The sequence below is a fragment of the Mycolicibacter virginiensis genome, from assembly GCF_022374935.2.
Lineage (GTDB): Bacteria > Actinomycetota > Actinomycetes > Mycobacteriales > Mycobacteriaceae > Mycobacterium > Mycobacterium virginiense.
Genome location: NZ_CP092430.2, coordinates 1403451 through 1427912, shown reverse-complemented (window position 1 = coordinate 1427912; position 24462 = coordinate 1403451). Strand labels below are relative to the sequence as shown.

The window sequence follows — 24462 nt, the reverse complement described above, 5'->3', positions numbered from 1 at the left end:
TGCGAACACCTCTCCTGTGTGAAAGCAGTGCTATCGAGTAGTTGGGGTCTGGGATCGAGTCACGGCGTCGAATCAGCTGAAGAGTCCGAAGAAGTCGCCCAGCCAGTCGGTGGACAGGCTCGACCCCGGGTCGGTGTCGCTGATGTCGGGGGCTGGGACGTCCGGAATATCGGGCAGGTCGATCCCGGCACCGGGCGGAGTGACCACGACGGGTCCCTTGCCGTCCCAACCTGAGCCGAGCAACGCACCGATGGTCTGGTCCCAGGCCAGCCAGGCCCCGATCGGACCGATCGCCTGGCTGGCGATGCTCAGGCTGCCGAGCAGGGGCACGCCGCCCAGGTCGAGGCCGATGCTGTTGAAGATCGAGCCGCCCACTGCGGGAACCGAATCGACGACCTGCCCGCCGGTACCCAGCACTTCGTAGGGTCCGACGGCCACCGAGCCCGGGGTGAACAACCCGCCGAACGCGATGTCGAGGTGTTCCATGCTCAGCCCCGGCGGGAAGAATCCAGCGTGGTTGATCAGCGGCAGCAATGAATCCAGACTCAGTGTCGCGCCGTTGAAGAACGCTCCGGACATGTTGGCCAGGGTGTCGGTGAAGCTGTCGTTCGCTTCGATGCTGTTGAGCAGCGCCACCCACGGGCTGATGCCCGGGCCGATCATGCCCATGATCATCCCGCTCAGCGGCGACGACAGGAAGTTGACGATCGGTGTCACCATCGCGGGGTCGATACCGGCCGGCAGGAACTGCGGCAGCAGCTGCACCAACCCGATATGGCCAAGTAAGTCGGTTACGCCGTCTCCAGTGCTGAGCATGTGGTTATGCACGGTCGCAATGGTTTCGGCGGACGCGCCCCCCAGCGAGTAGCCGGTCAGTACCTTCTCCAGGTTGTCTTGCATCTGCGCCATGACGCTGTTGAGGTTTGTCGGGTCGTCGAACACCTGCTGCCAGAAGTCGCCCTGGTTGGCCAGGAACTGCTGGAAGCCGACATTCGGCGCCAGGTAGTAGTTCTGCAGTAGCCGGGACACGTTGTCCGAGGTTTCGTTCCAGACGTCCTGCCAGGTCCCGATCAGGCTGCCTACGATGCCGCCGTCGGCGGTCAGCGCCACATCCCGGACGACGGAGACTTCGGCCACCGGGGTGGCCACCGGGGTGACCGCGACCAAGCCGCTCCCGACCATCACGATGCCGGCGGTGACGTAGGGGCGAAGAGTTTGCTGCACGACCGTCTCCTTATGTTGTGCTCCGCATATCGCGTAAGCCCGACACATCTCGACGGTCGCCCTGCCTGGCAACTGCCGACATGAACAAGGCGAAAGCTACTCCGCATAAACTTGCGATGTCCAGCAAAAAGTAAAAATTTCCTGATTTAGATCAGAGAAACCGAGTGCCGGCAATCGCGTGTCACGCCTATATACACAGGTAGACGGCTTTCTAGTTCCTGTGCGGCTAATAATTTTGACGCACGTCAATTCGTTGAAAGCTACCCGCAAGTAAACCAAACCCTGTGGTCGCGGCCCGAGCAGCCCTCAAACCGTCCGCGATCCGAGAGCTCGCATCAAGGCCAATCTAGCTGGCCTTATACACTTAAAACGTCACACGATCCAAGTAAGTGCTGAGAACGGAAAGGTCCCGTTTTCCATGTCCGCCGGGGCGCCGCCCACAGGAAACACTCAGGTGAATCACGGTGCCCCGCTTCCGCCGCGCACCAGCCACCGGCCTTGGGCAAGTTAGCTGGCGCCGTGGCATCGGGGCAGCGATCGCGGGGCGGGCCTCAGATCATCGCCCGCAACGCGGGCGACGGCTCCACCCCCATGACCGTCAGCGCACTGGAGTGATAGATCGTCCCCGGGTTCTGGATGGCGTGCCCCAGTCCGACATGGGCGTCGCGCCAGAACCGTTGTAGCGGGTTGTTCCGGCGCGCGGCGTTGCCCCCGGATCGGGCGAAGATCGCGTCGGCGGCGGCAACTGCCCGCCAGGCACAGCGAATCTGGTTGCGCCGCACCAGCGACCGATCTTCGAAGCTGATCTCCTTACCGGCGTCGGCGAGGTCGTACATCCTACTGATCCCGTCCAGGAGTTGCACCCGTGAGGCGGCGATCTCCGCAGCGGCTTCGGAGATCGCGTAGAGCACGTACGGGTCGTCCTTGATCTTGGTGCCGGTGGCGGCCACCCGGTCGCGCTGATAGTCCAAATGCGCTGCCAGCGCGCCCTCGGTGATCCCGATGAGCGCGGCGGTGATGCCCAGCGGGAACATCGTCCAGAACGGCAGTTTGTAGACCGTCTCGGTCCGGCCGGCCGCTTCGGCGGCGCTGGCACCGGAGGCGACGTGCTCGAAGTCGATGGTGCGGTAGCCCGGAATGAAGGCGCCGTCGACGATGATGTCTTTGCTGCCAGTGCCCGACAGGCCGATGACATCCCAGGAGTCCTCGACAATGGTGTAGTCAGCCCGCGGCAGCACGACATGCAGCACCTTCGGGGGTCCGTCGACGCCACCGACGCGTGCCCCGAGGAAGATCCAGCTGCAGTGGTCGGTGCCCGAGGAGAAGTTCCACCGCCCAGTCAATCGGTAGCCGCCCTCGACCGGGGTCGCGACGCCTTGTGCGGCATAGGGGGACGCGATCCACGTATCGGGATCCTCGGCCCAGATTTCGGCTTGCAGTCGGCGGTCCATCAGCGCCATCTCCCACGGGTGCACTCCCCCGACGCCGCACACCCAGCCGGTAGAGCCGCAGTGCTTCGCCACCGCCATGACCGCCTCGGCGAAGTCGCGCGGGTGCGCGGCATAACCACCGAAATCTGTCGGCTGCAGCATCCTCATCACGCCGGCCTGGCGAATCAGGGCCACCGACTCCTCGGACAGCTTGCCGAGCCGTTCGCTGTCCTCGGCAGTACCGGCCAGCTTGGCGGCGATCTGCTCGACGCGCTCGACAACTTCATGCGCCATACCGGTACCTCCTGATCTTGCGGAACCCCCGGCGGGATCCGTTGGTGCCAGTACCGTACTCCCGATTTGTCCAAATGGTCAATCCATATGGTCAATCCATTTGTGCAATGAGTTCTCGCCTGGCTAACCTGGCCTTATGGGCAATCGTGAGGATCTGCTGGAAGGCGCCAAGAGCTGCCTCGTCGAACGGGGCTGGGCGAATACGACGGTGCGTGACATCGCCGCGGCGGCCGGCGTCAGCCACGCCGCCATCGGTTATCACTTCGGCAGCCGCGAACGCCTGCTGGTGCAGGCCCTCTTCGAAGAACTCGACGAACTCGACGCCCGGATGTCCCCCGACGGGCAACCGGCAGCCACGGCCGTGGAGCGATGGCAGGCGGTGCTGGAGTCCTTCACCACCGACAAGGCGCTGTGGACCTCGCATCTGGAAGCGATCGTGCAAGCCCAACGCAACGACGAACTGCGCGCGCGCCTTGCCGAGGGCCAGCAACGTGCGCGTGCCGAGCTGGGCGGATCGGTGGCGCTGGCCGTGGTGCTGGGCATGATGATTCAGTCACTGATCGATCCGGAGAGTGCGCCGACGGCGACGCAGGCGGTTTCCGAGCTGCGGGAGCTGGCGGGCGGAGGGCACACCCCACAGTGACTTCAAGCGGAGCCGTCGAACGGCCAGCTACACCCGTAACGGCGCCAATCGCCAACGGCCACCACGCTTTAGCCAATCTCACCTCCGCCGCAACGATCTGGAACGTGCTAGCGCACCGCGCAGACCACTCGCCTTGCGACTGGCTTCAAGCCCATCGCACCGACCGCCGGGCGAACTCGCCGGCCGGCACTTCTTCCTGGCAGATCTGTAGTGCGCGGCTGATCTGACCACAGCTCTCCGCCATTGATGCGATTTGGGGGCGGGTCAGCGCGCCAAAGAAGTGACTGCGGACCGAACCGGAATACGTGATCATCGCTCGCTCCACACTGGTTCGCCCGAAGCTGGTGATGGTCGCCAGCACGCGCCGACGGTCAGCTGGACTCACCGACCGCTCCACCAAGCCCTGATCTTCGAGGCGGCGGATCTGTCTGGTGAGCCGACTCGGCGTGGACGCTAACGCGCCGGCGAGCACACCCATCTGGACACCGCCTGCCGGGGCGCTGTCCAGGTGGGCCAGCAGCTGCACATCGATGAGTGACAACTGGTGCGCATCATCCAATTGACGGTTGAGCATCATCGTCACCCGCAGGACGGCATTCAGATAGTTGTCCCACGACTTCCGCTCGGCGAAATCCAGTTCAGGCGCTCTACCCCCAACACGGCTAGGCACGATTCCGCCCATGCCCTTGCCCCCTTCGATTTCGATCACGACCGTGCCACCGTGCTGGGCAGCGCAACCCCAGGACTATGCCGTTCCGAGGCTAACCGAGGCGCGACGGTTTTGTATTGAAAACTGCGACCCAGCGGCAATCAGCGTGTCACACGGGTCGCCGATCGAAGCCGTTGGCCCTAGCAGTGCTAGACCTGAAATTCATTATTCATCCCGGAGATCGGCTGGTCCGGCTTGCATCCCAGTCGGCAGGACCGGCAGGCAGCCAGCCGCCGAAATTTGAATACACAAACTCAACGCCCAACACATTGAACGCCCAACGAGGCTAAGAGCTGAGATAATGCTGGGGCTAGGCGGGAATACGAGCGCCCACCGCACACGCAGCCTCCAGGTACCTACCCGACACTGCGACGCCGGACTTTCTGCGCCGCCTTCAGCGGGACGTTGACCCGACGGCAACTATCGCCCAATGCGATCATCTGCTGCCGCGACATCTGGGCGAGGTACAGGGCGCGCACCGACTGGGCATAGGTCCGGGCCGCCGGCCGCATCCGAGCTCGGCCTTCCCGGGTGATGCTGGCGACAACGCCGCGACCGTCGGTCCGGCTGCGACTACGGCGAACCAAGCCCTTCGATTCCAGCCGCCGCATGAGTTCGGTCAACCGGCTCGGGGCGAGCACAATCGTCTGCGCCAAATCCCCCATCCGGGCCGAACCATCGGCTGACCGGTCAAGGGCTTCCAGCACCAGGAAGTCGAACTGACTCAGGTCGTGCCGGGCGAGCAGGCGCCGGTTGATGAAGGCAAGGAGCGCAGTCGACGATTGCAAAAAGTCCTGCCAACACCGCTGCTCGATCTCATCGAGACCCGGCAGGTGATGCGCTGGTGTCTCGGCACCGTCGTACTCCACGGCGGGCGACGGTATCGAACCGCCTCGCCAGATCGGCGAAGAAACCCCGGCAAAGTCCGCAGCCGAAGCGGATCCATCGACCGACGGCGCCTGCGGGCAACGTCTGATTTGGGATAACACACTGGTCATGAGCCACTTCGATCCCGGCCAGATAACAGCCGAATTGAACCATTTAGTTCAAGGCGAAAGCTACTCCCAAGTAGATTTATAACGCCAGTCTTCATATTTGCCGGATGTCCAAGCAATGCAACACGTGCTAATTAGCTACCAGTAGACGCGTAATTCATTCGACAAACACCGGGCCACACGTCCAAATCCCACGCGGCCCGTCGTCGTACCGAGGCAAGGGCCTCGCCTCAACGAGCGGCTTTCAGCCCCTTGCGGCGCCCATTGGTGCTCAGCGAGTCGTTGATCCGCCGACAGCTGTCGACCAGATTGACCATTTGCTCATGCTTGAGCTGGTTGAGGTAGTGCACGCGGATCCCCTGCGCATAGGTCTCCATCACCGCGTGCAGACGCGTATGCCCCGCACTGGTGATCCGGGGCAGAATTCCGCGTGGGTCGCCTGGGCTCGGGCTGCGGGTGATCCAACCGTGGCCTTCCAAGCGGCGGATCTGGGTAGACAGCTGGCCCTGCGTCACACCCAGCTCCTCCGCCAACACGCACAGCCGGTGCTCCCGACGCTTGGGCCTGCTCAGCAGCTCCAGCAGCAGGACATCACGTATCGAGAGATCATGCGCGCCCTTGAGGCATACATTCACTGCGTCAACGACATTCAGCGAGCACGCCAGAAACTGTTGCCAGCAGTGTTGCTCGATTCCATCGAGCCCAGGGAGCCAGGCAATTGCCTGGAGTTCATGCATCTCGTCCACGGCGCGCGATGTTATCGAAGGATGCGCCCCAGAAACGGAGAACGCGTGTCAATTCAGGCATCTCGCCACGAATTCGTCCGGGCGAGAATGGCGGTCGGCAAAGGCCTGCCCGGCACGACAGACCAGGTCAGCTAGGCATTCCGAGCACCCTGAGAGAACCGTCACGACGAACTAATTCGTTCAAACGGAAACTACTCGGTTTCGTTCGACCGGAAACTAGTCGATTCCATAGCGAAACAATGAAAAACCGGGAATTTGTCGTCATCGGACGCCGGATGGACCGCGCGGCACGCATCGCCTGTCTGAGGAGGACCGCCAGCTGATCCGCGCCTGCGGCCCTGTCGATACAGGCATGGCTCTCCAGCACTGCTTGAAGACGTGTGTAAATGTCGCTCGACCCCGTGCGATCCAGGCAGCAACGCGCCGCCTGACCAGACCCCGCAGGTCAGCGAGATAACCTCGCTTGCAACAGAAAACCATCACTTCGAACCACTTGATTCAAAGTGAAACCGTCGGACTCGCCGACGCGGCAGAACGAATCAGGAGTTCGTGGCGAGCGTCAATTCCATCAGCTTCAAAGCCTGCTCGCACGCGTCGATCCCGGGCGCCTGCGGGTTGACCCACCAGCCGACCACACCGGCGGCGTCGCTGGCGACTCCACAGGAGCCGTTCGGGTCGGCCGGACGCATCACGATCGAGGGCACGCCCACGATGGTCTTGGGCTCGATCTGGTACTTCAGGAACTCGGCGACCTTGCGTTCGTTGTCCAGGCTGCCCTGCTCGAACCAGAACCGGGTGATGTCGATCAGCCCGGCCGGGTTGGCCGCCTGCCAGCGGCAGATGGCGCCCACGAAGGTGCTCTGGATGTCGAGCGGGTCCGCTCCCACCGTCTTGGCCAAGATGTCGGTGGTCAGCACCTCACACTCCTTGAGCAGGTTCGGGTACTGCCGCTCGGAGTTGTTGTTGCGCTTGGTGTCGCCCGCGCCGGCCTTGACCGCGGTGCCGCCCACCTCACGGGAGCAGCCCGTCAAGCTGGTCAACACTGCCAACACCGCGACCGCGCTGGCCAGGATCCGGCGGCTCATTTGGAGTTCGCAATCGACTGGCGGGTCAGCTCTTTGGCGACGTCGCACGGATCCGGGAACGGCTTCTGCGCGAAGCTCACCGACCACTCGATGAAGTCATCTTTGAATTGGATGCCGACCTCACACAGGTTGTCGCCCATCGTCGGGGCGGTGCCGATCGCGATGAAGCCGCTGTGGCCGTCGATGTTGATGTCCTCCACCGAAGTCCGCGAGACCTCCTCGGTCTTGCGCTCGCGACCGATGGGGCTGCCGCGATACCAGGAGAAGGAGAAGTGCGGGCCCATGATCCCGCCGCGCAGCAGCCACTGGCAGCCCACCGAGTTCTGTGCGGTGCTGATCAACCCGGACACCCGGGTCAGGTTGGCCATCGTCTCGTCACTGATGCCACCGCATTGCGGGAACGACGGACCATGATTGCTCTGCTCGGCCGTCGGCGACGCAGACTGGCTGCCGCCCTGAGCTTCAGGCGAGTCGGAGTCAGAACATCCGCCGACCATCGGAATCAGGGCAGCGGCCGCCAGGGCCGGGACCGTCAGTTTGAGCCGCACACGATGCACTGTAGCGGCACCGCCGCCCGTCAACCACGACACAGCGGTGACCAGTCGGTTTGTGTCGCCGCGTAGCGCCACAGCAACGCCGCGACCGCACGGATGTGCGACAGTAGCCCCATGCTTCTGGCGCTGCTGCGCTGCTACCTGCGGCCCTACCGCCGGCCGGTCGCGGCGGTGATGGCATTGCAACTGATCAGCACGCTGGCTTCGCTGTACCTGCCGACCGTCAATGCCACGATCATCGACGACGGCGTGGTCCGCGGAGACACCGCGATCATCGTCCGGCTCGGCGCGGTGATGCTGGGGGTCACCGGCGTGCAGATGCTGTGCGCCATCGCCGCGGTCTACTTCGGCGCGCGCACCGGGACCGGCTTCGGACGCGATCTGCGCCGGGCGGTGTTCGCTCAGGTGATCCGCTTCTCCGAACGCGAAACCACGAGGTTCGGGGCGCCAACCCTGTTGACCCGCACCACCAACGACGTCCGCCAGATCCAGCTGGTGGTGCAGCTGGGCGCCAGCACGCTGGTCACCGCGCCGATCATGTGCATCGGCGGGGTGCTGATGGCCGTCCACCAAGACGCGGGACTGGCCTGGCTGCTGGCGGTCAGCGTGCCGGTGCTGGCGCTGGCGAATTACCTGATCGTGTCGCGAATGCTGCCGCTGTTTCGGCGCATGCAGATGCTGATCGACAACATCAACCGGGTGCTGCGCGATCAGCTCACCGGCATCCGGGTGATCCGCGCCTTCGCCCGCGAGCCTGTCGAGCGAGGCCGGTTCGCCCAGGCCAACACAGCCCTGTCGCATGCCTCGCTGACCGTCGGGAACCTGCAGGTGCTGATGCTGCCGACCACCACGCTGATCATCAACGCCTCCAGCGTCGCGCTGATCTGGTTCGGCGCGTTGCGCATCGATGCCGGGCAGATGCAGGTCGGGTCGCTGATCGCGTTCCTCTCCTACTTCATGCAGATCCTGATGGCCGTGCTGATGGCCACCATGGTGCTGGCGATCCTGCCGCGCGCCGCGGTCTGCGCCGAGCGGATCACCGGGGTGCTGTCCACCGAACCGACCGTCGGCCCCCCGGCGCAACCGGTGTCACCGTCGTCGCGGAACGGGGAGATCCGGCTGCAGGGTGTCGGCTTTCGTTACCCCGGCGCCGACCGCTCGGTCCTTTCTGGCGTGTCTTTGACCGCGCGGCCCGGCACCACCACCGCGGTGGTCGGCTCCACCGGATCGGGCAAGTCCACCCTGGTGTCGCTGATCTGCCGGTTGCGCGATGTGACCGACGGCGCGGTACTCATCGACGGCGTGGACGTGCGCGACCGCGACCCCGAGGAACTGTGGTCGGGCATCGGCCTGGTGCCGCAGCGCGGCTATCTGTTCTCCGGCACCGTCGCCGACAACCTGCGCTACGGCGCACCGGCGGGGGCAGTCGTCAGCGACGAGCAGATGTGGGCGGCACTGCGGGTCGCTGCCGGCGACGACTTCGTGGCCGCCCACCCTGACGGGCTGGCGATGCCGGTCGCCCAAGGCGGGATCAACCTGTCCGGCGGACAGCGGCAACGGCTCGCGATCGCCCGGGCGGTGATCCGGCGCCCCTCGATCTACCTGTTCGACGACGCCTTCTCGGCCCTGGACACCCGCACCGACGCCCGGGTGCGCGCAGCCCTGCGCGAGGTGGCCGCCGACGCGACGGTGATCATCGTGGCGCAGCGGATCTCGACGATTACCCAGGCCGATCAGGTGATCGTCCTCGACGACGGCCGGATGGTCGGCACCGGAACCCACCTCGAGCTGCTGGCCGACTGCCCCACCTATGCCGAGTTCGCCGAATCCCAGTCGGTGACCGCCGGGATCGGTGGCCAGTGACCGCACCGGTGGCGGCGCCGACGGTACGTGCCGCGAACTTCTGGCCGACCGCGCTGCGCCTGGCCCGCCGGATGGGCCCGCAGCGTCGGCTGGTCGCGGCAGTCATCAGTCTGTCGCTGGGCGGTATCGCGCTGGGTGTGGCCGGGCCGCGAATTCTCGGCCATGCCACCGACCTGGTGTTCAACGGCATCATCGGCCGCGGACTGCCGGCGGGAATCACCAAGCAGCAAGCCATCGACGAAGCCAGCGCCGCCGGCCGGGGCACCTACGCCGAGATGCTGTCGCGCATGGACGTCATTCCGGGCGCCGGTATCGACTTCGCCGCGGTGGCGCGCACCCTGACACTGGCGATGGTTCTGTATCTGGTTGCGGCGCTGATGGTCTGGACGCAGGCACGGTTGCTCAACGTGATCTTGCAGCGCACCATGAGGGCGCTGCGCCGCGACGTCGAAGACAAGCTGCACCGGCTGCCCCTGCGCTACTTCGACACCCAGCGGCGCGGCGAGCTGTTGAGCCGGGTCACCAATGACGTCGACAACACCGCGACATCGGTGTCGATGACGGTCAGTCAACTGTTCTCCTCGGTGCTGACCGTGCTGGTGGTGCTGGCGACGATGCTGTCCATCTCGCCGCTGCTGGCCCTGATCACCGTGGCCGGAGTCCCGGTGACACTGCTGGCGGTACGGTCGATCACTCAGCGCTCGCAACGGCTGTTCGCCGCGCAGTGGGCGGCCACCGGGCAGCTGGGCGCCCACCTGGAGGAGACCTACAGCGGCTTCACCCTGGTGCGGACCTTCGGCCACCGCGACTGGGCACAGCAACGCTTCGACGACTGCAATGACGAGTTGTACCGGGCCGGGTTCGGCGCCCAATTCTTCTCCGGGCTGATCGCACCGGCGACCGGGCTGATCGCCAACCTCGGCTACGTCGCGGTCGCGGTCATCGGCGGAATCCAGGTGGCCACCGGACAGATCACCCTGGGCAGCATCCAGGCGTTCATCGCCTATGTGCGCCAGTTCAACCAACCGCTGGGCAATCTGGCGTCGATGTTCAACGCCCTGCAGTCCGGCGCCGCCAGCGCCGAGCGGGTGTTTGCCTTCCTCGACGAGGCCGAAGAACCCCCGGCACCTTCGACGCCGCTGTGGCTCGACCAATCCGACCCGCGCGGTCGGGTCGAGTTTCGCGACGTCAGCTTCGGCTACCGGCCCGGCGTGCCGGTGATCGAGGATCTGTCACTGCGCGTGGCAGCGGGCAGCACGGTGGCCATCGTCGGCCCGACCGGGGCCGGCAAGACCACCCTGGTCAACCTGCTGATGCGGTTCTACGACGTGGACCGCGGACAGATCCTGATCGACGGCGTGGACATCACAGCCGTAGACCGCGGCGCACTGCGTTCGTCAATCGGCATGGTGCTGCAGGACACCTGGCTGTTCACCGGAACAATCTCCGAGAACATCGGCTACGGCCGGCCCGGCGCCACCGAGGCCGAGATCATCGAGGCGGCCCGCGCCGCGCATGTCGATCCCTTCGTGCGGACCTTGCCGGACGGCTACGGCACCCGGGTCAACGACGACGGCGGGGCCATCAGCGCCGGCGAGAAGCAGCTGATCACCATCGCCCGGGCATTTCTGGCCCAGCCGCAACTGCTCGTCCTCGACGAGGCCACCAGTTCGGTGGACACCCGCACCGAACTGCTGATCCAGCGAGCGATGCGGGAGCTGCGCACCGGACGCACCAGTTTCATTATCGCCCACCGGCTTTCGACAATCCGCGACGCGGACCTGATCCTGGTTATGCAGTCCGGCCGAATCGTCGAGCAGGGCACCCACGCCGAATTGCTGGCCCGTCGCGGGGCCTACTGGGCGATGGCCGAGGGCAGCTGAAATCGGCTGGAAATTAAGCCGAGATCAACCATTGCCCACCGATGGTCGTCGGCGTAGATTCGACTGCGAAGCAGGCTCGGACATGACCGTAATCCGAAGAGCTGGACAAGAGGGTGAAAGCCAGCCGCGCTGGAAGTGTAGACGCTCCCCTGTCAGTCCGGGCCTGCCCTAATTTTCCGGTAACGGCCCAATCCGGAACCACATGAATAGTTGCCCGGCTTCGAGCGATAGGCCTCAACGCGGCGCGACTAACGCACCCGCGTGAGTCGCTCGAAGCCGGGCAACTTTCCTATCCCCCGGACGCCGCCAAGGCCCGGGGGTCGCCAATCAGAGCTTCAGGTGCAGTACATCGGCCAGCGGCCGCCTCGGTGTCGACACCGGGGGCTTCTCCAGCGCCGGCGCACCACCGACGCGAACCAGCACCTGGGGAAGGTCATTGCCGCCGACCAGTCCGGCGAGCAGCGCCCGGCCTGCGGGCACCTCGGTCAGATGCGTTACCGGACAGGTCGCCAAGCCAGCCATCGTGCATTCCAGCAGCACCGTCGAGAGCGCCTCGCCGCAGGCCAGTGCATCGCGCGGCTCGTCGCTGGCGGTCGAGAGCAGCACGATCTTCGAATGATCGTCGCCGACCTCGATGCGTCGTTCCCGGTTGTGGGTGACCGGGAAGGTTCGCCCGATGTCCACCCGGTCGCTTTCAGCAGCCGAGACCAGCGCGCTCTCCGGAATCCCGTCAGAGACCTCGAACGGCGCTGTCCACCAACCGAGTTCAGCGTGATACGACGAGTCGTACAGGCGTAGCGCCTCGGCAAGCTCGGAGGCCTCGGCAAGCTTTGAGCGCAGCTCATCGGCGAGCACGCTCAGCCGCACCGGGCCGGTCACCGTGTCGTGGAGCACCGTCTCGAAGGGGCCCCAGTTGCTCGGCGCCATGAACGGCAGCCGATCGGTGTGGCGGGTCAGGATCGCGCCGGCGCGATAGCGGTCCAGATCGGTCACCCGGTCCGCGGCCGTGAATCCGACCGAGGCCAGGTGCTCCGGCTGTCCGGCATCCGGGAACCGCTCGATCTCCGCGGTCCAGCCGGCCGCAGCCATTGCGACGCGCAGGTGATCCAGCACGGCACCGCAGCTGATCAACGCCTCCCGTGCCGACTGGTCGCCGTGCACGGCGCGAGTCGGATCCAGATACAGGTCCAGCCGGCCTCCGTCGGCCACCCATCGCCATGGCTGACTGTTGTGCAGCGACGGCGCCCGACAGGCCAACCGCACCGCTTCGGTGAGGACCTCGTAATCCACGGTCGTGTCCAACATCAGCCACCTCCAACGGGTCTGTCGCTTTCAGGCTCCCAGCAAGTACCCAGGCGCAACAGGGGCCGTTAGTCACTGGCTGGCCGGCGTTGGACCGTTGCGTCAGTCGTCGGCGCGATGACGGACGCGGAACAGATTCACCTCGCTCTTGATGCCCTTGAGGTGACGTCCACCGGCGAACGACCACTGGAAGTCGGCAGATTCGGTCAACGCCACCCGCACCGGCTCAGCGACCAGCACCGTGCCCGGTCGGGCGACCCCGGTTATCCGGCTCGCGGTGTTCACCGGGCTGCCGAACCAGTCCCCGACCCGACTCACCGCTTCGCCGGAGGCGACACCGGCACGAAGCCGAGGCAAAGTGTCGTCGGCCTGGGCCGCCTCAACCAGCTGAAGCACCGCGTCGACCAGCGGTGCCGGCTCCGGGCAGACGAACATCACCGCGTCGCCGATGGTCTTGATGAATCGCACCGGAGGAACAGCGATCTCGCGCCCCAGCACGGTCAAGCGTTCGGCGAGCTGAACCAGCTCCTCGGGCGGCACCATCTCGCCGAGCCGGGTGAAGCCGACCAGATCGGCGAACGCGACGGTGATCTGGCGCGCTCCCGGCAGCGGTGCGCCGGCCAAGCGTTCGCTGGCGGTGACGGCGTCGATGTCGAGCTGATGGCGCAGCTGCATCATCAGCATGTCCTGGACGAACGGACCCAACATCGGCGCCAACCCCGCCACCAGATCCCGCGACCGCTGGGCGATCTGCAGCTCGGTGACGCCCGGCTCGCCGATCGCAGACAACACCGTGAAGCGCATGAATTCCGCGGTGTGCGCCAGCCCATCGGCCAACAACCGAGCCGTCTGCAGGGCCTGCTCGGGATCGATCCCGGCGTCGATGAAGCGGCGCGCATGCATGGCGATGCTGGCGTCAGCGCGCATCTGCGCCGGGGCGTCCGGGTCGTCCATCCACGGCAGCCCGACCGCACGCTGCAGACGCTGCAACTGTTCGAGGTCGACTCCGGTGGATTCACTGATCTCGCGAGCCGAGACGTAGGTGCCGTCATCGCCGACCAGGCGTCGCGACGCCAGCAGCATCGGTGAGACGTTTCCGCGGATCTCCTCAGCGGTGATGCCCTGTCCCAGCAGCCATTCGATCAGTTCGGCACGCTCGGCACGCGCAGTGCCCTCCAACCCGGCCAGCAAGTCCTCGATCTCAGGGTCCCCCACACCGCAAACGTATCTCGCGGCAGACTGACGGAGTGGCTGAAGTCTTCGATGCGCTGACCCCCGAACAACTCCGTGCCCGCAACACCATCAAGTGGAATCACTTCGCTCCCGACGTGCTGGCGCTGTGGATCGCCGAGATGGACTTCCCCACCGCGCCCGCGGTGCTCGACGGGGTGCGCGCCTGCGTGGCCAATGAGGAGTTCGGCTATCCGGCGCTGGGCTCCGATGCGTTGCCCACCGCACTGGCCCAATGGTGCCTGGACCGCTACGCCTGGCCCGTTCAGCCGGAGTGGGTGCGGGTGGTGCCCGACGTTCTCAAGGGCATGGAGGTGGTGATCGAGTTCCTCACCCGCCCGGAGAGCCCGGTGGTGCTGCCGGTACCGGCCTACATGCCGTTCTTCGACCTGTTGACCGTGACCGGCCGTCAGCGCCTGGAAATCCCGATGACACAGCAGGACTCAGGTCGCTACCTGATGGACCTGGATGCCCTGGACGCCGCGTTCGCCGCCGGCGCCGGTTCGCTGATCTTGTGCAACCCCAATAACCCGCTGGGCACCGCCTTCACCGCCGAGGAGCTCAGTGCGATCGTGGATATCGCCGCTCGCCACGGCGCGCGGGTGATCGCCGACGAGATCCACGCCCCGCTGGTCTACGACCGGCCCCACGTCGCGGCGGCCTCGGTATCGCCCGCCGCCGCCGACACCGTCATCACGCTGATGTCGGCCTCCAAAGGCTGGAACCTGCCCGGGCTCATGTGCGCCCAGGTGATCCTGACCAATCCGCGCGACGCGGCCGCCTGGGATCGGATCAACATGCTGCACACCATGGGCGCCGCCACCGTCGGTATCAGCGCCAACCTTGCCGCCTACACCCGCGGCGGGCCTTGGCTGGATTCCCTGTTGACCTACCTGCGGGCCAACCGTGACCACCTCAGCCAAGCGCTGCCCGCAGCGCTGCCGGGCCTGCGGGTCAGCCATCCTGAGGCCACCTACCTGGCGTGGCTCGATTTCCGGGCGCTGGGATTGCCCGCCGAACCGGCCGAGATCCTGCTGGCCGACGCGCGGGTGGCGCTGAGCCCGGGTATCCCGTTCGGCGGCGGACGGGGCTTCGCGCGGCTGAACTTCGCGACCACCCGGACCATCTTGGGCCGGGCGATCGAGGCGATGGCCGGTGCGCTGACTTGATCGCTAAAGGCGACCCGCGGCGCCCGGCTCCGCCGCGCTTGCGATCGCCTTGATCGCTAAAGGCGACCCGCGGCGCCCGGCTCCGCCGCGCTTGCGATCGCCTTGATCGCTAACGTAGCGGGCATGTCCTGCGTGTTCTGTGCCGTGGTCGCCGGTGACGCGCCGGCGGTGCGGGTTTTCGAAGACGACGAGTACCTGGCGTTTCTCGACATCCGACCGTTCACCCGCGGCCACACCCTGGTGATCCCCAAACAGCACTTCGTGGACCTGACCGACACCCCGGCGGCCACCCTGGCCGGCATGCTGACCGTCGGGCAGCGGGTCGCCCAGGCCGCACGCGCCTCCGGGCTGCACGCCGACGGCAACAACCTGGTGATCAACGACGGCCGGGCGGCCTTTCAGAGCGTGTTCCACATCCACCTGCACGTGGTCCCGCGACGGGACGGCGACCGACTGTCCTTCGCGAAGGGGCTGCTGGTGCGCCGCGATCCGGACCGCGAGGGCACCGGGACAATACTGCGGGCAGCGCTGGCGAGCAGCGACAACTAGCGGGCAGACTCGACGGTATGGACCATCTATCCCCGATCGAAAAGCTGGGCGTCCGAGCGCTCAGCCTGCACAACCTGATCTACCAACAGACCAACGGCTGGATCGGCCACAAGGTACCGGGCCTGCCGCCCAACCTGTTGCTGCACACCGTCGGGGCGAAAACCGGCCAAGCACGCACCTCGACGCTGACCTACGCCCGCGACGGCGACGCGTACCTGATTGTCGCGTCGATGGGCGGCGCACCCCGCTCCCCCGGCTGGTACCACAACCTCAAGGCCAACCCGGATGTGGAAATCAACGTCGGGCCGAAGCGACTGCGGGCCACGGCGCGGCCGGTGCTGCCCGACGACCCGGACTATGCCCGGTTGTGGCGCCTGGTCAACGCCAACAACGCGGACCGATACGAGGCCTATCAGCGCCGGACATCCCGGCCGATCCCCGTTGTGGCATTGACCCCGTTGTCGTCTACCTGAGGCCCCATTCAGTTAGTCTTCTCTAACTTTTGCTCAGGTAGCACTCAGCTAGTACTTTGGGGCGATGAGTCGTCAGGGTGGGTCGGGTAAGTCGAAGTCAGCACGCCGGCGCCTGGCGGGAGCCGGAGCGGCGGTCGGCACCTTCCTCGCCGTCGGGCTCACACCCGCGGCCGGATCGGCACAGGCCGACGGGATGGACTTCGACTGGCTGATCGACATGTTCACGCCGGTCGCCGGGGTGGCCGCGGATAGCAGCGCCCTCGACTCCGCGGCATGGTTTGACCAACTCTTCTACGACCCGTTCCACACGTCCATCGACAACTGGATCAACAGCGACTTCGGGTCGATGGTCAACGGCTGGATCAACACCGCCGCCGGCCAGATCCTGATCGGCAACGGTGCCGACGGCACCGCAGAAAACCCGAACGGCGGTGCCGGCGGCCTGTGGTTCGGCGACGGCGGAGACGGGTTCGACCAGAGCGCCGCCGGGGTGGCCGGCGGCAACGGCGGCGCGGCCGGCATGTTCGGTGACGGCGGTGCGGGCGGCGACGGTGGCGCCGGCGCGGCAGGCGGAACTGGCGGCGCCGGTGGGTCATTCATGGGCAACGGCGGCGCCGGCGGCGCAGGCGGAATCGGTATCAACGGCGAAACCGGCGGTGTTGGCGGTGCCGGAGGCGACGCCGTCGCCTGGCTGTTCGGCAACGGCGGCGCCGGCGGTGTCGGCGGAGCGGGATTCGTCGGAGCGACTGGTGCCCTGGGCGCAACCGGTGGCACCGGCGGCAGCGGGGGCGCAGGCGGGACGAGTCTGTCAACACTGTTCGGCGATGGCGGCCGGGGCGGCAACGGCGGGGCCGGCGGCGCGGGCGGCAACGGTGGGGCTGGCACTGATGGCCACACCGGAGATTTCGCCATCAATGGCGGCACCGGAGGCAATGGCAGCGACGGGGGATACGGCGGAAGCGGCGGTCAGGGCGGCAACGGCGGGGCCGGTGGCGCATCGGGTCGCGGTACTGCCGGAGCAAACGGCGATGGCGGCGCCGGTGGTCAAGGCGGCGCGGCCGGTGTGGGCGGCACCGGCGGAACCGGAGCGGCGGGCACAGCCGCCCACCTGGACGGCGGCACAGGCGGCAACGGCGGCAACGCCGGCGCAGCAGGAAATGGCGGGGCCGGCGGGCTGGCCGGGACCGGTGGCCTGGCAGGCACCGGTTCCCAAGGCGCTGCCGGCGCGGTCGGAGTGGCCGGACGCAGCGGGGGCAATGGCGGCGACGGCGGGGCGGGCTTTGCCGCCACCACGGGAGCTGCCGGCACCGGCGGCACCGGAGGTAACGGCGGCAACGGCGGCGTGTACGGCGACGGCGGTCACGGCGGCGCGGGCGGCGCGGGCGGCCTCGGTGCCCACGGCAGCAATGCGTCCGGGAATGGTGTCGCTGGTGGTTCCGGCGGTATCGGCGGCAACGGCGGCAACGGCGGCGTAGGTGGTGCGGGCGGCACCCTCGGTGGCAACGCCGGCAACGGCGGCGCCGGCGGCAACGGCGGCATGGGCGGGACCGGCGGCACCGGATCCGACGGCGCCAACAGCAGCGTTGCCGGCGGCGCCGGAAGTAATGGCGGTAACGGCGGCGACGGCGGGACCGGCGGGACCGGCGGCAATGGCGGCGCGGGCGGCACCGCCGCACACGGCGCCGCGGGACTTCAGGGCGCGAACGGAAACGGCGGCAAAGGCGGGACCGGTGGTGATCCCGGCAACGGGGGCAACGGCGGCAACGGCAGTGCGGCCCATCCGGATGGCGGTCGCGGCGGCAACGGCGGCCTGAACGGCGGCAGCGGGGCCGGCGGCGCTGCGGGCACCGGCGGCATCGGCGGCATCGGCGGGATGGGCGGTGACGGGTCCACGGGCGCCCCTGCCGGCAACGGCGGCAACGGCGGCAACGGCTTCAACGCCGTCACCCCGGGCGCCAACGGCGGCAACGGCGGCGCCGGCGGGACCGGCAGCCTGCACGGCAACGGAGGCAACGGCGGCGCCGGCGGCAACGGCGCGAACGGAGCCAATGGCAACCCGGTCGTCAGCAACGGCAACGCCGGAGACGGCGGTAACGGCGGGAAGGGTGGGGCCGGCGGAAACTCGCTCGGCGACGGCAACGGCGGCAACGGCGGCGCCGGCGGGAAGGCCGGAGACGGCGGCCGCGGCGTGGACCAGAGCCAGCTGCCTCCCAGCGCCACCCTGCCCGGCAGCGGCGGCAACGGCGGAGCGGGTGGCATAGGCGGCGCCGGCGGCAGCAGCGCCTACGCACAGGGAACTGGCACCGGTAACGGTGGTGCCGGTGGCGCCGGTGGGGCCGGCGGCAACGGCGGCGGCAACGGCATCGCCACGCTGGACGTGGCCAACAACGTGCAATACGGCAGCGGCGGTGACGGCGGGGCCGGCGGCGTCGGCGGCAACGGCGGGCTGGGTTACGGCGGAGCGCTCGGCGGCGGCACCGGCTTCGACGGCGGCAACGGCGGCGCCGGCGGCAGTGGCGGCGCGGGTGGTTCTGCCTACGCCGGCAACGCCGCCGCGGGTGAGCACGGCAGGTTCGGCACCAACGGTGACGGCGGTGCCGGCGGCGGGGGCGGTACCGGTGGCGGCGGCGGCACCGGCGGGGCCGGCGACAACAGCGCCGGCGGTACCGGCGGCAACGGCGGTAATGGCGGGGCGGCCGGTGACGGCGGGGCGCCCGGCTCCGGGCTCTACGCCCAGCCCGGAATCAACAAGGCACCGGTCGGCATCGGCGGGGACGGCGGCAACGGCGGAGCCGCTGGGGCCGGTGGGTCCGGCGGCAAGGGTGACACCGGGTTCAACGGCGGCACCGGCGGCAACGGCGGTGTCGGCGGCGCCGGCGCCGACGGCGGCAGCGCCACTGGCACCTACTACGCACAGGGCTCCAGCGCGGGTGACGGCGGAAACGGCGGCGCCGGCGGTAACGCCGGAGCGGGCGGCGCCGGCGGTCTGGGCGCCCACGCGGGCACCGGCGGCAACGCCGGAGCGGGCGGCCACGGCGGCAATGGCGGCGACGGCGGCGACGCCACCCTGACCGGGACGAACGTGCACGGTGGGGCGGCCGGTGACGGCGGCGACGGCGGAGCGGCGGGCGCGGTGGCCGCCGGCGGGCTCGGCGCCAACGGTGGCAGCGGCGGCGACGGCGGCGAAGGTGGTCTTGGTGGCGCGGTCGGCAGCAACGGCGCCAACGGCGCCGGAGGCGCGGGCGGGGCCGGTTCCGGCACCGGGCACGCCGGCGAGACCGGCGGCCCCGAGGGCCCGGTCAACGCCACCATTCCGCTGTACCTGAAAAGCGGCGGCATCAGCCCGATCGTCTACATCTCGATCAACGGTGGCCCCCCGGTGCCGGTGCAGATCGACACCGGCTCCACCGGCCTGACGATTCTGAGCAGTGCGGTCGGCAACCCCGGCAGCATCGGCAACGTGCTGCTGTCGGGCAACGCCAGCTACGCCGGATTGGGCAACAACAGCTACGGCTACCAGACCTACAGCACCACGGTGGGATTCTGCGACAAGGTCGCCTGCTCGGGAGACCTTGTCACCGACCCCACCGGCGTCAACGTGGTCACTTCCGGGTCGAACGCACTGATGACGCAGTACTTCAACCAGTACGGCATCGTCGGAGTCCTGGGCATCGGCCCCAACAACGGCTATGCCGGCACGTCGACGATCATCTCGGCGCTGCCCGGTGCGCTCAACCAGGGCGTGCTCATCGACGAGCAGACCGGCCAAGTAATTTTCGGACCGAACCCACTCGACCCCGAGACCTCCGTCTCCGGATCGCCCTACGTGGACACGATGATCTCCATCAACGGCGCTCCCCCGGTGGCCGTCACGACCTCGATCGACTCCGGCGGCATGTACGGCAGCATTCCGCAGTCACTGTTCCCGCAGCTCGGGGTCGGCACTCAGGTGCCGGCCGGGACGGTGATCTCGGTGTACAACGCCGATGGCAGCACCCTGCTGTACTCCTACACCACCACGAACAACGGTCCGTATGTGACGTCGGGCGGGGCGGCCAACAGCGGCTACTACCCGTTCTCGGTGAACCCGGTCTACATCGACTACCGGCCCAGCGGTTACGGGGCGACCATCATCAGCCGCTAGGTTCATGGCGGCGACCCGCTTCGCCCGGCTCCGCCGCCCTCGCGATCGCCGCTGAGGCCTTACAACAGCTCCTTGGCCAACAGCTCGCAGGTGCGTTCCCGGCCAGGTGCGGTGGCCGGGTCGGTGCCGCGGTGCGCCGAGGCGACCGGGTTGATCATCACCTCGTCGACGGCGAAGTGCTCCGCCAGCGCGGTGAGCTGCTCGGTCGCCTCGGCCGGTGTGCCGACAACCGCGCGCCGCAGCCCGCTGTCGATGATGCGTTGTTCGGAATCGGAGACCGCTGCCGCCTGCGCGTCCTCGACCAGGTCGACCGCGCCCAGCGGCCGCCCGGTCCGCAACCGAGCCATCATCTGCAGATTGGGCAGCATCAACGCCATTGCCTCATCACGGGTTTCGGCAACCGATGCGTTGACGGTCAGAAACGTCGTCGGCACCGCGCACACTTCGCTCGGCGTGAAATTCTCCCGGTAGTAGGCCAGCGCATCCTCGGTGCCCTGACCGGAGAAATGGTGGGCGAACACGTAGGGCAGCCCCTTGGCCGCGGCCAGCCGCGCCGAATACATGCTCGACCCCAACAGCCACAACCGCGGCTCGCCGGCGGCGGTCGGAGTGGCCTTGAGCAGATAGTCCCCGTCACGCAGCTGGACCTGCACCCCGCGGCTGCTCATCATCGCCCGCACGTGGTCGAGATAGTCGGGGAAGTTCGCGATGTCTTCGTCGCCGCGCCCGGAGCGCAGCATGACGGAGGTGACCGGGTCGGACCCGGGCGCCCGTCCGATACCCAAGTCGATGCGGCCGGGTGCGGCGGCCTCCAACAACGCGAACTGTTCGGCGACCGCGAGCGGGGCGTGGTTAGGCAGCATCACCCCGCCCGAACCGAGCCGCACCCGCGACGTCTGTGCGGCGAGGTAAGCGAGAAGTACCGGCGGGCTGGTGGCACCTACCGAGGGCATGTTGTGGTGCTCGGCCACCCAGTATCGGGTGAACCCGAGGCGGTCAGCAGTCTGGGCCAGCCGCACCGTCGCAGCAAGCGCATCGGCGGTGGACTGGTCGGTACGGACCGGGACGAGATCAAGAACGGAAAGACGCACGCTGCTACTCAACACCGGACCTCAGCCGGATAGTCCCGCCAACCGAGAGGCCTGCGCAAAGATGTCGTCCAGCATGGCCGGGGTCAGCCGCCCGGTGAACATGTTCTGTTGACTGGGGTGATAGCAGCCCAGCAGCCGCAGCGCCGGGCCCAGTTCGGCGACCGCGCCGTGGCCGAACTTCGGCTTGGGTTTGGGCACCTGCTCGGCGGCGATCCGCAGTGCGACCTGCCAGGCGAAGCCGCCCAGCGCGATCATCACCCGCACGTGTGGCGCGATCAGCTGCCATTCGGTGTCGATCCAGGGCGCGCAGGTGTTGCGCTCGAGGGTCGTCGGCGCGTTGTCCGGCGGGGCGCAGCGTACCGGAGCGATGATCCGAATGTCATTGGCGTGCAACCCGTCCGCAGCGTCAACGCTGGTGGGTTGGTTGACCAGGCCGGCCCGGTACAGCGCGGCGTAGAGCTGGTCGCCAGACCGGTCTCCGGTGAACATCCGGCCGGTGCGGTTGGCTCCGTTGGCCGCCGGGGCCAATCCGACGATCACGATCTTGGGCTTCGGCGAGCCCCAGCCCGGGACCGGCCGGCCCCAGTAAGGCTGGTCGGCGAAGGACTTTCGCTTGGTGGCCGCGACCTGTTCGCGCCACGTCACCAGTCGCGGACAGGCGCGGCAGACGCTGATCAGCGCGTCGAGTTCATCGATCGACTCGGCTTGGGCAGCCAGCTGCACCACTTGTGCGGCGTCGGCAGCCTGCGGCGTTGCCGGAGTTGCCGGGTCGCCGGGCCATCCTGCCCCGGCAGGCACCGGGGAGTCGAACGGCTGACCGGTGCGGGGATGGTTGAGCATTGGTCTACTGTGCACGCTCCGGCGAATCGATGCCCAGTCCGGCACGGCGCGGGCGTGCGGAGTCGGGTCAGCCGGAACGCGGATCGGAGCTCTCCAACAAGTTGGCGCGGATTTGTGCGTACGCGTGCGTGAACAGGTCCACGTCACGCGCACTCAGCAGGTCGAAAAGGTTGCGTCGCAACGTGTCAGCGTGCCCGCCCGATACCGACTCCAATTTCGCCAGCCCTGAGTCGGTCAGCTCTGCGAACAATCCGCGCTTGTCCTCCTCGCATCCGACGCGGCGCAGCCAGCCCGCCCTGGCCAATCGGCTCACCGCCCCGGCGGTCCCGCCACGGGTCGTTACCGCCGCCTCGGTGATCTCACCCATCCGCAATCGGCGTCGCCGCGCTTCGGACAACAGCACCAATACCTCAAAATCGGCGAAGGTGATCCCTCCGTCGGCGAACAGCTGAAAATCGAGTTCCCGCAGCAGCAGCCGAGTGCTGTCCAGAAGCCCGCGCCACATCCGCTGCTCGGTCTCGTTCAGCCATCGGATCTCGTCCGTCACAACAACCCGTCCCTCTATGATTGATCTAATAACTAGTGCACCAGGCGATGGCACGAGCTCCCGGTGTCGGAATCTGAAATAATTACGCAGCTTATATGGGTATTTTCGCCAGAGAACGCCCGATGGTGACGGCGATCATTCCACGTCCATCTCGACGATTATCATTGTTACAGCAACTAGTTTACGGAGCTATTTTCGAGTGTTGGACACCCCGGCGCGTGACAGCGTTCGCCCGTTCCGCCGCTGCCAAAGGCGGTAGACGTCGACCGCGTCGTCGCGTGCGTCGTACCGCATGGGCAGCCGCCGCTGATCCCAGGGCTTGGCGAACTCGTCGTAGAAGGTGTTGAGTTCGAAGTACTTTCGGTCGTCGACGTAGTACGGCTCATAGGTCTCGCGGGTGGTCAAGAAGACGACCTCGTCCGGTGAGCAGTAGTACAGCGCACCCAGACACATCGGACACGGCGACGCTAGGACGTAGATGGTGGCGCCGGTCAGGTGCTCGGTACCCAGCGCCGTGCAGGCCTGCCGAATGGCGAGAATCTCCGCGTGCGCGGTGGGGTCGTTGGTCTGGGCGACCCGATTCGCGCTTTCGGCCAGAATCGCGCCGTCCTTGACGATGACGGTGGCGAATGGGCGCCCGCCCTCCTCGACGTTACGGCGGGCAAGCTCAATGGTGTGTTGCGCGAAGTCCATGTCAGCTCCCAGGCTGCCGCGGCTCCCGCTATAGAGTCCAATACTTGTATTCGATGAACGCGATAGGTGTCACCAATCGACCTGGTGGGCGATTTCCTCGAGCATGCGGGTGAATGCCTGCGCGGCCGCCGAGCGGTAGGCCGCGGCGCGCACCAGCGCCACAACGGTTCGGGTAGGCAACGGCGGGACGAGCGGAACCGATTGCACGTAGCGACGCTCACGGGTGATCGCGTCGGGCAGCACCGTGGCCAGTGCACCGCCCCGTACCGAGGCCAACAGCGCGCTGATTGAATCCGCTTCGACCACGATCCGGGGTGCGACGCCCTGTTCGGAGAAGTAGGCGTCGATCTGTAACCGGGTGGCAAAACCGGTGTTGAGCAGGCAAAGCGGTTCGCGGGCCAGCAGGGCGACCGGCAGCGGTGTCGCTCTCGCTGCAAAGGGGTGGCCCGAGCCGACCACCAGCGTCAGAGTCTCGGTGAACAGCGCGGTGTGATCGATCCCGTCGGCATGCGGGCCCGCGAAGGCGATCCCCAGGTCCAGACGGTCGGCGAGCAGGTCGGCCTCGATGCGATCTTGGGTGTCCTCCCGGACCGAGAGGGTGATGCCCGGATGCGCGGTGTGAAACCGGTGCACCAGCGGCCCGATCAGGTAGGCCGTGAATGTCGGCGTCATCGCCACCCGCAGATGCCCGCGCGACAGGTCCTGAACGTCATGAACCGCACGTTCGCCAGCATCGAGATCCCGCAGCGCCAGCCGAGCGTGCTCCGCATACGCCTCGCCGGCGTCGGTCAGCCGTACCGTGCGCCCCGAGCGATCCAGCAGCTCCACTGTCAATGCGCGCTCGAGCTGCTTGATCTGCTGCGACAGCGTCGGCTGGGAGATGTGCAGCGACTCGGCCGCGCGGGTGAAATTCCCATGCTCGGCCACCGCGAGGAGATACCGGATGTGACGCAGCTCCATCGACTGACTATAGGCGTTGCCAATCGAGGTCATGGGAA

At 67.4% G+C, this 24462-nt stretch carries 21 protein-coding genes; 7 read left to right on the top strand and 14 right to left on the bottom strand.

Translation table 11 applies throughout. The features are described 5' to 3' along the window. Positions 1-72: 72 nt before the first annotated feature. On the bottom strand, positions 73-1224 hold the full coding sequence (gjpA, locus tag MJO54_RS07070) for an outer membrane porin GjpA (protein WP_064889223.1): 1152 nt from the start codon (positions 1222-1224) through the stop codon (positions 73-75). A 551-nt stretch (positions 1225-1775) separates the two neighbouring features. Continuing rightward, entirely contained in the window at positions 1776-2948 is a 1173-nt protein-coding gene (locus MJO54_RS07065; protein WP_064889222.1) for an acyl-CoA dehydrogenase family protein, read from the bottom strand. A gap of 136 nt (positions 2949-3084) precedes the next feature. On the opposite strand from MJO54_RS07065, the gene MJO54_RS07060 reads away from it, so the two are divergent. After that, positions 3085-3591 carry a TetR family transcriptional regulator gene (locus MJO54_RS07060; protein ID WP_046285693.1) on the top strand — a complete coding sequence of 169 codons (507 nt, stop codon included), beginning with the start codon at positions 3085-3087 and terminating at the stop codon, positions 3589-3591. A gap of 145 nt (positions 3592-3736) precedes the next feature. On the opposite strand, the gene MJO54_RS07055 is transcribed toward MJO54_RS07060, so the two are convergent. The 5 genes from MJO54_RS07055 to MJO54_RS07035 form a co-directional block, all read right to left on the bottom strand. Further along, positions 3737-4300, bottom strand: a complete 564-nt coding sequence (locus MJO54_RS07055) for a MarR family winged helix-turn-helix transcriptional regulator (protein WP_396879061.1) — start codon at positions 4298-4300, stop codon at positions 3737-3739. A gap of 356 nt (positions 4301-4656) precedes the next feature. After that, positions 4657-5169: a MarR family winged helix-turn-helix transcriptional regulator gene (locus tag MJO54_RS07050; protein ID WP_046285695.1), complete on the bottom strand. Its 513-nt coding sequence runs from the start codon at positions 5167-5169 to the stop codon at positions 4657-4659. A gap of 356 nt (positions 5170-5525) precedes the next feature. Continuing rightward, the gene (locus MJO54_RS07045) at positions 5526-6032 is read right to left on the bottom strand and encodes a MarR family winged helix-turn-helix transcriptional regulator (protein ID WP_046285705.1); all 507 of its coding nucleotides are present in this window, start codon (positions 6030-6032) and stop codon (positions 5526-5528) included. 548 nt (positions 6033-6580) lie between these two features. Continuing rightward, positions 6581-7126: a DUF3558 domain-containing protein gene (locus tag MJO54_RS07040; protein WP_046285696.1), complete on the bottom strand. Its 546-nt coding sequence runs from the start codon at positions 7124-7126 to the stop codon at positions 6581-6583. After that, the gene (locus MJO54_RS07035) at positions 7123-7623 is read right to left on the bottom strand and encodes a DUF3558 domain-containing protein (protein ID WP_046285706.1); all 501 of its coding nucleotides are present in this window, start codon (positions 7621-7623) and stop codon (positions 7123-7125) included. The genes MJO54_RS07040 and MJO54_RS07035 overlap by 4 nt, the downstream gene beginning before the upstream one ends. A gap of 171 nt (positions 7624-7794) precedes the next feature. On the opposite strand from MJO54_RS07035, the gene MJO54_RS07030 reads away from it, so the two are divergent. After that, positions 7795-9543 carry an ABC transporter ATP-binding protein gene (locus tag MJO54_RS07030; RefSeq protein ID WP_046285697.1) on the top strand — a complete coding sequence of 583 codons (1749 nt, stop codon included), beginning with the start codon at positions 7795-7797 and terminating at the stop codon, positions 9541-9543. Beyond that, positions 9540-11426 carry an ABC transporter ATP-binding protein gene (locus MJO54_RS07025; RefSeq protein WP_240175766.1) on the top strand — a complete coding sequence of 629 codons (1887 nt, stop codon included), beginning with the start codon at positions 9540-9542 and terminating at the stop codon, positions 11424-11426. Before MJO54_RS07030 ends, MJO54_RS07025 begins: the two co-directional genes overlap by 4 nt. A 327-nt stretch (positions 11427-11753) precedes the next feature. On the opposite strand, the gene MJO54_RS07020 is transcribed toward MJO54_RS07025, so the two are convergent. Then, complete coding sequence (locus MJO54_RS07020) at positions 11754-12731, bottom strand: Acg family FMN-binding oxidoreductase (RefSeq protein ID WP_046285699.1); 978 nt, start codon at positions 12729-12731, stop codon at positions 11754-11756. A 99-nt stretch (positions 12732-12830) separates the two neighbouring features. Beyond that, entirely contained in the window at positions 12831-13943 is a 1113-nt protein-coding gene (locus MJO54_RS07015) for an adenylate/guanylate cyclase domain-containing protein (protein WP_046285700.1), read from the bottom strand. Between the two features lie 32 nt (positions 13944-13975). On the opposite strand from MJO54_RS07015, the gene MJO54_RS07010 reads away from it, so the two are divergent. The 4 genes from MJO54_RS07010 to MJO54_RS23615 all read left to right on the top strand — a co-directional run bounded on the left by MJO54_RS07010 (position 13976) and on the right by MJO54_RS23615 (position 20293). Continuing rightward, positions 13976-15127: a MalY/PatB family protein gene (locus tag MJO54_RS07010; RefSeq protein WP_046285701.1), complete on the top strand. Its 1152-nt coding sequence runs from the start codon at positions 13976-13978 to the stop codon at positions 15125-15127. 123 nt (positions 15128-15250) lie between these two features. After that, positions 15251-15676 carry an HIT family protein gene (locus MJO54_RS07005; protein ID WP_046285702.1) on the top strand — a complete coding sequence of 142 codons (426 nt, stop codon included), beginning with the start codon at positions 15251-15253 and terminating at the stop codon, positions 15674-15676. 17 nt (positions 15677-15693) lie between these two features. Further along, positions 15694-16149 carry a nitroreductase family deazaflavin-dependent oxidoreductase gene (locus MJO54_RS07000; protein WP_046285703.1) on the top strand — a complete coding sequence of 152 codons (456 nt, stop codon included), beginning with the start codon at positions 15694-15696 and terminating at the stop codon, positions 16147-16149. Between the two features lie 64 nt (positions 16150-16213). Then, positions 16214-20293, top strand: coding sequence for a PecA family PE domain-processing aspartic protease (locus MJO54_RS23615; RefSeq protein ID WP_275564492.1), 4080 nt, complete (start codon positions 16214-16216; stop codon positions 20291-20293). A 59-nt stretch (positions 20294-20352) separates the two neighbouring features. On the opposite strand, the gene MJO54_RS06985 is transcribed toward MJO54_RS23615, so the two are convergent. The 5 genes from MJO54_RS06985 to cynR all read right to left on the bottom strand — a co-directional run bounded on the left by MJO54_RS06985 (position 20353) and on the right by cynR (position 24424). Continuing rightward, on the bottom strand, positions 20353-21384 hold the full coding sequence (locus MJO54_RS06985; RefSeq protein ID WP_046286395.1) for an LLM class flavin-dependent oxidoreductase: 1032 nt from the start codon (positions 21382-21384) through the stop codon (positions 20353-20355). A 21-nt stretch (positions 21385-21405) separates the two neighbouring features. Continuing rightward, a complete protein-coding gene (locus MJO54_RS06980; RefSeq protein WP_046286394.1) occupies positions 21406-22224 on the bottom strand; it encodes a uracil-DNA glycosylase in 819 nt (272 codons plus the stop codon). A 67-nt stretch (positions 22225-22291) separates the two neighbouring features. Next, positions 22292-22729 (bottom strand): MarR family winged helix-turn-helix transcriptional regulator, encoded by a 438-nt coding sequence (locus tag MJO54_RS06975; protein WP_046286399.1) that lies wholly within the window; start codon positions 22727-22729, stop codon positions 22292-22294. Between the two features lie 231 nt (positions 22730-22960). Further along, a complete protein-coding gene (locus MJO54_RS06970) occupies positions 22961-23464 on the bottom strand; it encodes a nucleoside deaminase (RefSeq protein ID WP_046286393.1) in 504 nt (167 codons plus the stop codon). 69 nt (positions 23465-23533) lie between these two features. Next, on the bottom strand, positions 23534-24424 hold the full coding sequence (gene cynR, locus MJO54_RS06965) for a transcriptional regulator CynR (protein ID WP_046286392.1): 891 nt from the start codon (positions 24422-24424) through the stop codon (positions 23534-23536). Between the last annotated feature and the right edge of the window lie 38 nt (positions 24425-24462).

Bases quoted from the DNA above. Each gene is read 5' to 3' on its own strand.
- MJO54_RS07000 (WP_046285703.1), top strand. From the start codon at position 15,694: ATGGACCATCTATCCCCGATCGAAAAGCTGGGCGTCCGAGCGCTCAGC.
- MJO54_RS07045 (WP_046285705.1), bottom strand. From the start codon at position 6,032: ATGCATGAACTCCAGGCAATTGCCTGGCTCCCTGGGCTCGATGGAATC.
- MJO54_RS07065 (WP_064889222.1), bottom strand. From the start codon at position 2,948: ATGGCGCATGAAGTTGTCGAGCGCGTCGAGCAGATCGCCGCCAAGCTG.
- cynR (WP_046286392.1), bottom strand. From the start codon at position 24,424: ATGGAGCTGCGTCACATCCGGTATCTCCTCGCGGTGGCCGAGCATGGG.
- MJO54_RS06980 (WP_046286394.1), bottom strand. From the start codon at position 22,224: ATGCTCAACCATCCCCGCACCGGTCAGCCGTTCGACTCCCCGGTGCCT.
- MJO54_RS07005 (WP_046285702.1), top strand. From the start codon at position 15,251: ATGTCCTGCGTGTTCTGTGCCGTGGTCGCCGGTGACGCGCCGGCGGTG.
- MJO54_RS07060 (WP_046285693.1), top strand. From the start codon at position 3,085: ATGGGCAATCGTGAGGATCTGCTGGAAGGCGCCAAGAGCTGCCTCGTC.
- MJO54_RS07020 (WP_046285699.1), bottom strand. From the start codon at position 12,731: ATGTTGGACACGACCGTGGATTACGAGGTCCTCACCGAAGCGGTGCGG.
- MJO54_RS07030 (WP_046285697.1), top strand. From the start codon at position 7,795: ATGCTTCTGGCGCTGCTGCGCTGCTACCTGCGGCCCTACCGCCGGCCG.
- MJO54_RS06975 (WP_046286399.1), bottom strand. From the start codon at position 22,729: ATGTGGCGCGGGCTTCTGGACAGCACTCGGCTGCTGCTGCGGGAACTC.
- MJO54_RS07035 (WP_046285706.1), bottom strand. From the start codon at position 7,623: ATGGTCGGCGGATGTTCTGACTCCGACTCGCCTGAAGCTCAGGGCGGC.
- MJO54_RS06970 (WP_046286393.1), bottom strand. From the start codon at position 23,464: ATGGACTTCGCGCAACACACCATTGAGCTTGCCCGCCGTAACGTCGAG.
- MJO54_RS07040 (WP_046285696.1), bottom strand. From the start codon at position 7,126: ATGAGCCGCCGGATCCTGGCCAGCGCGGTCGCGGTGTTGGCAGTGTTG.
- MJO54_RS23615 (WP_275564492.1), top strand. From the start codon at position 16,214: ATGAGTCGTCAGGGTGGGTCGGGTAAGTCGAAGTCAGCACGCCGGCGC.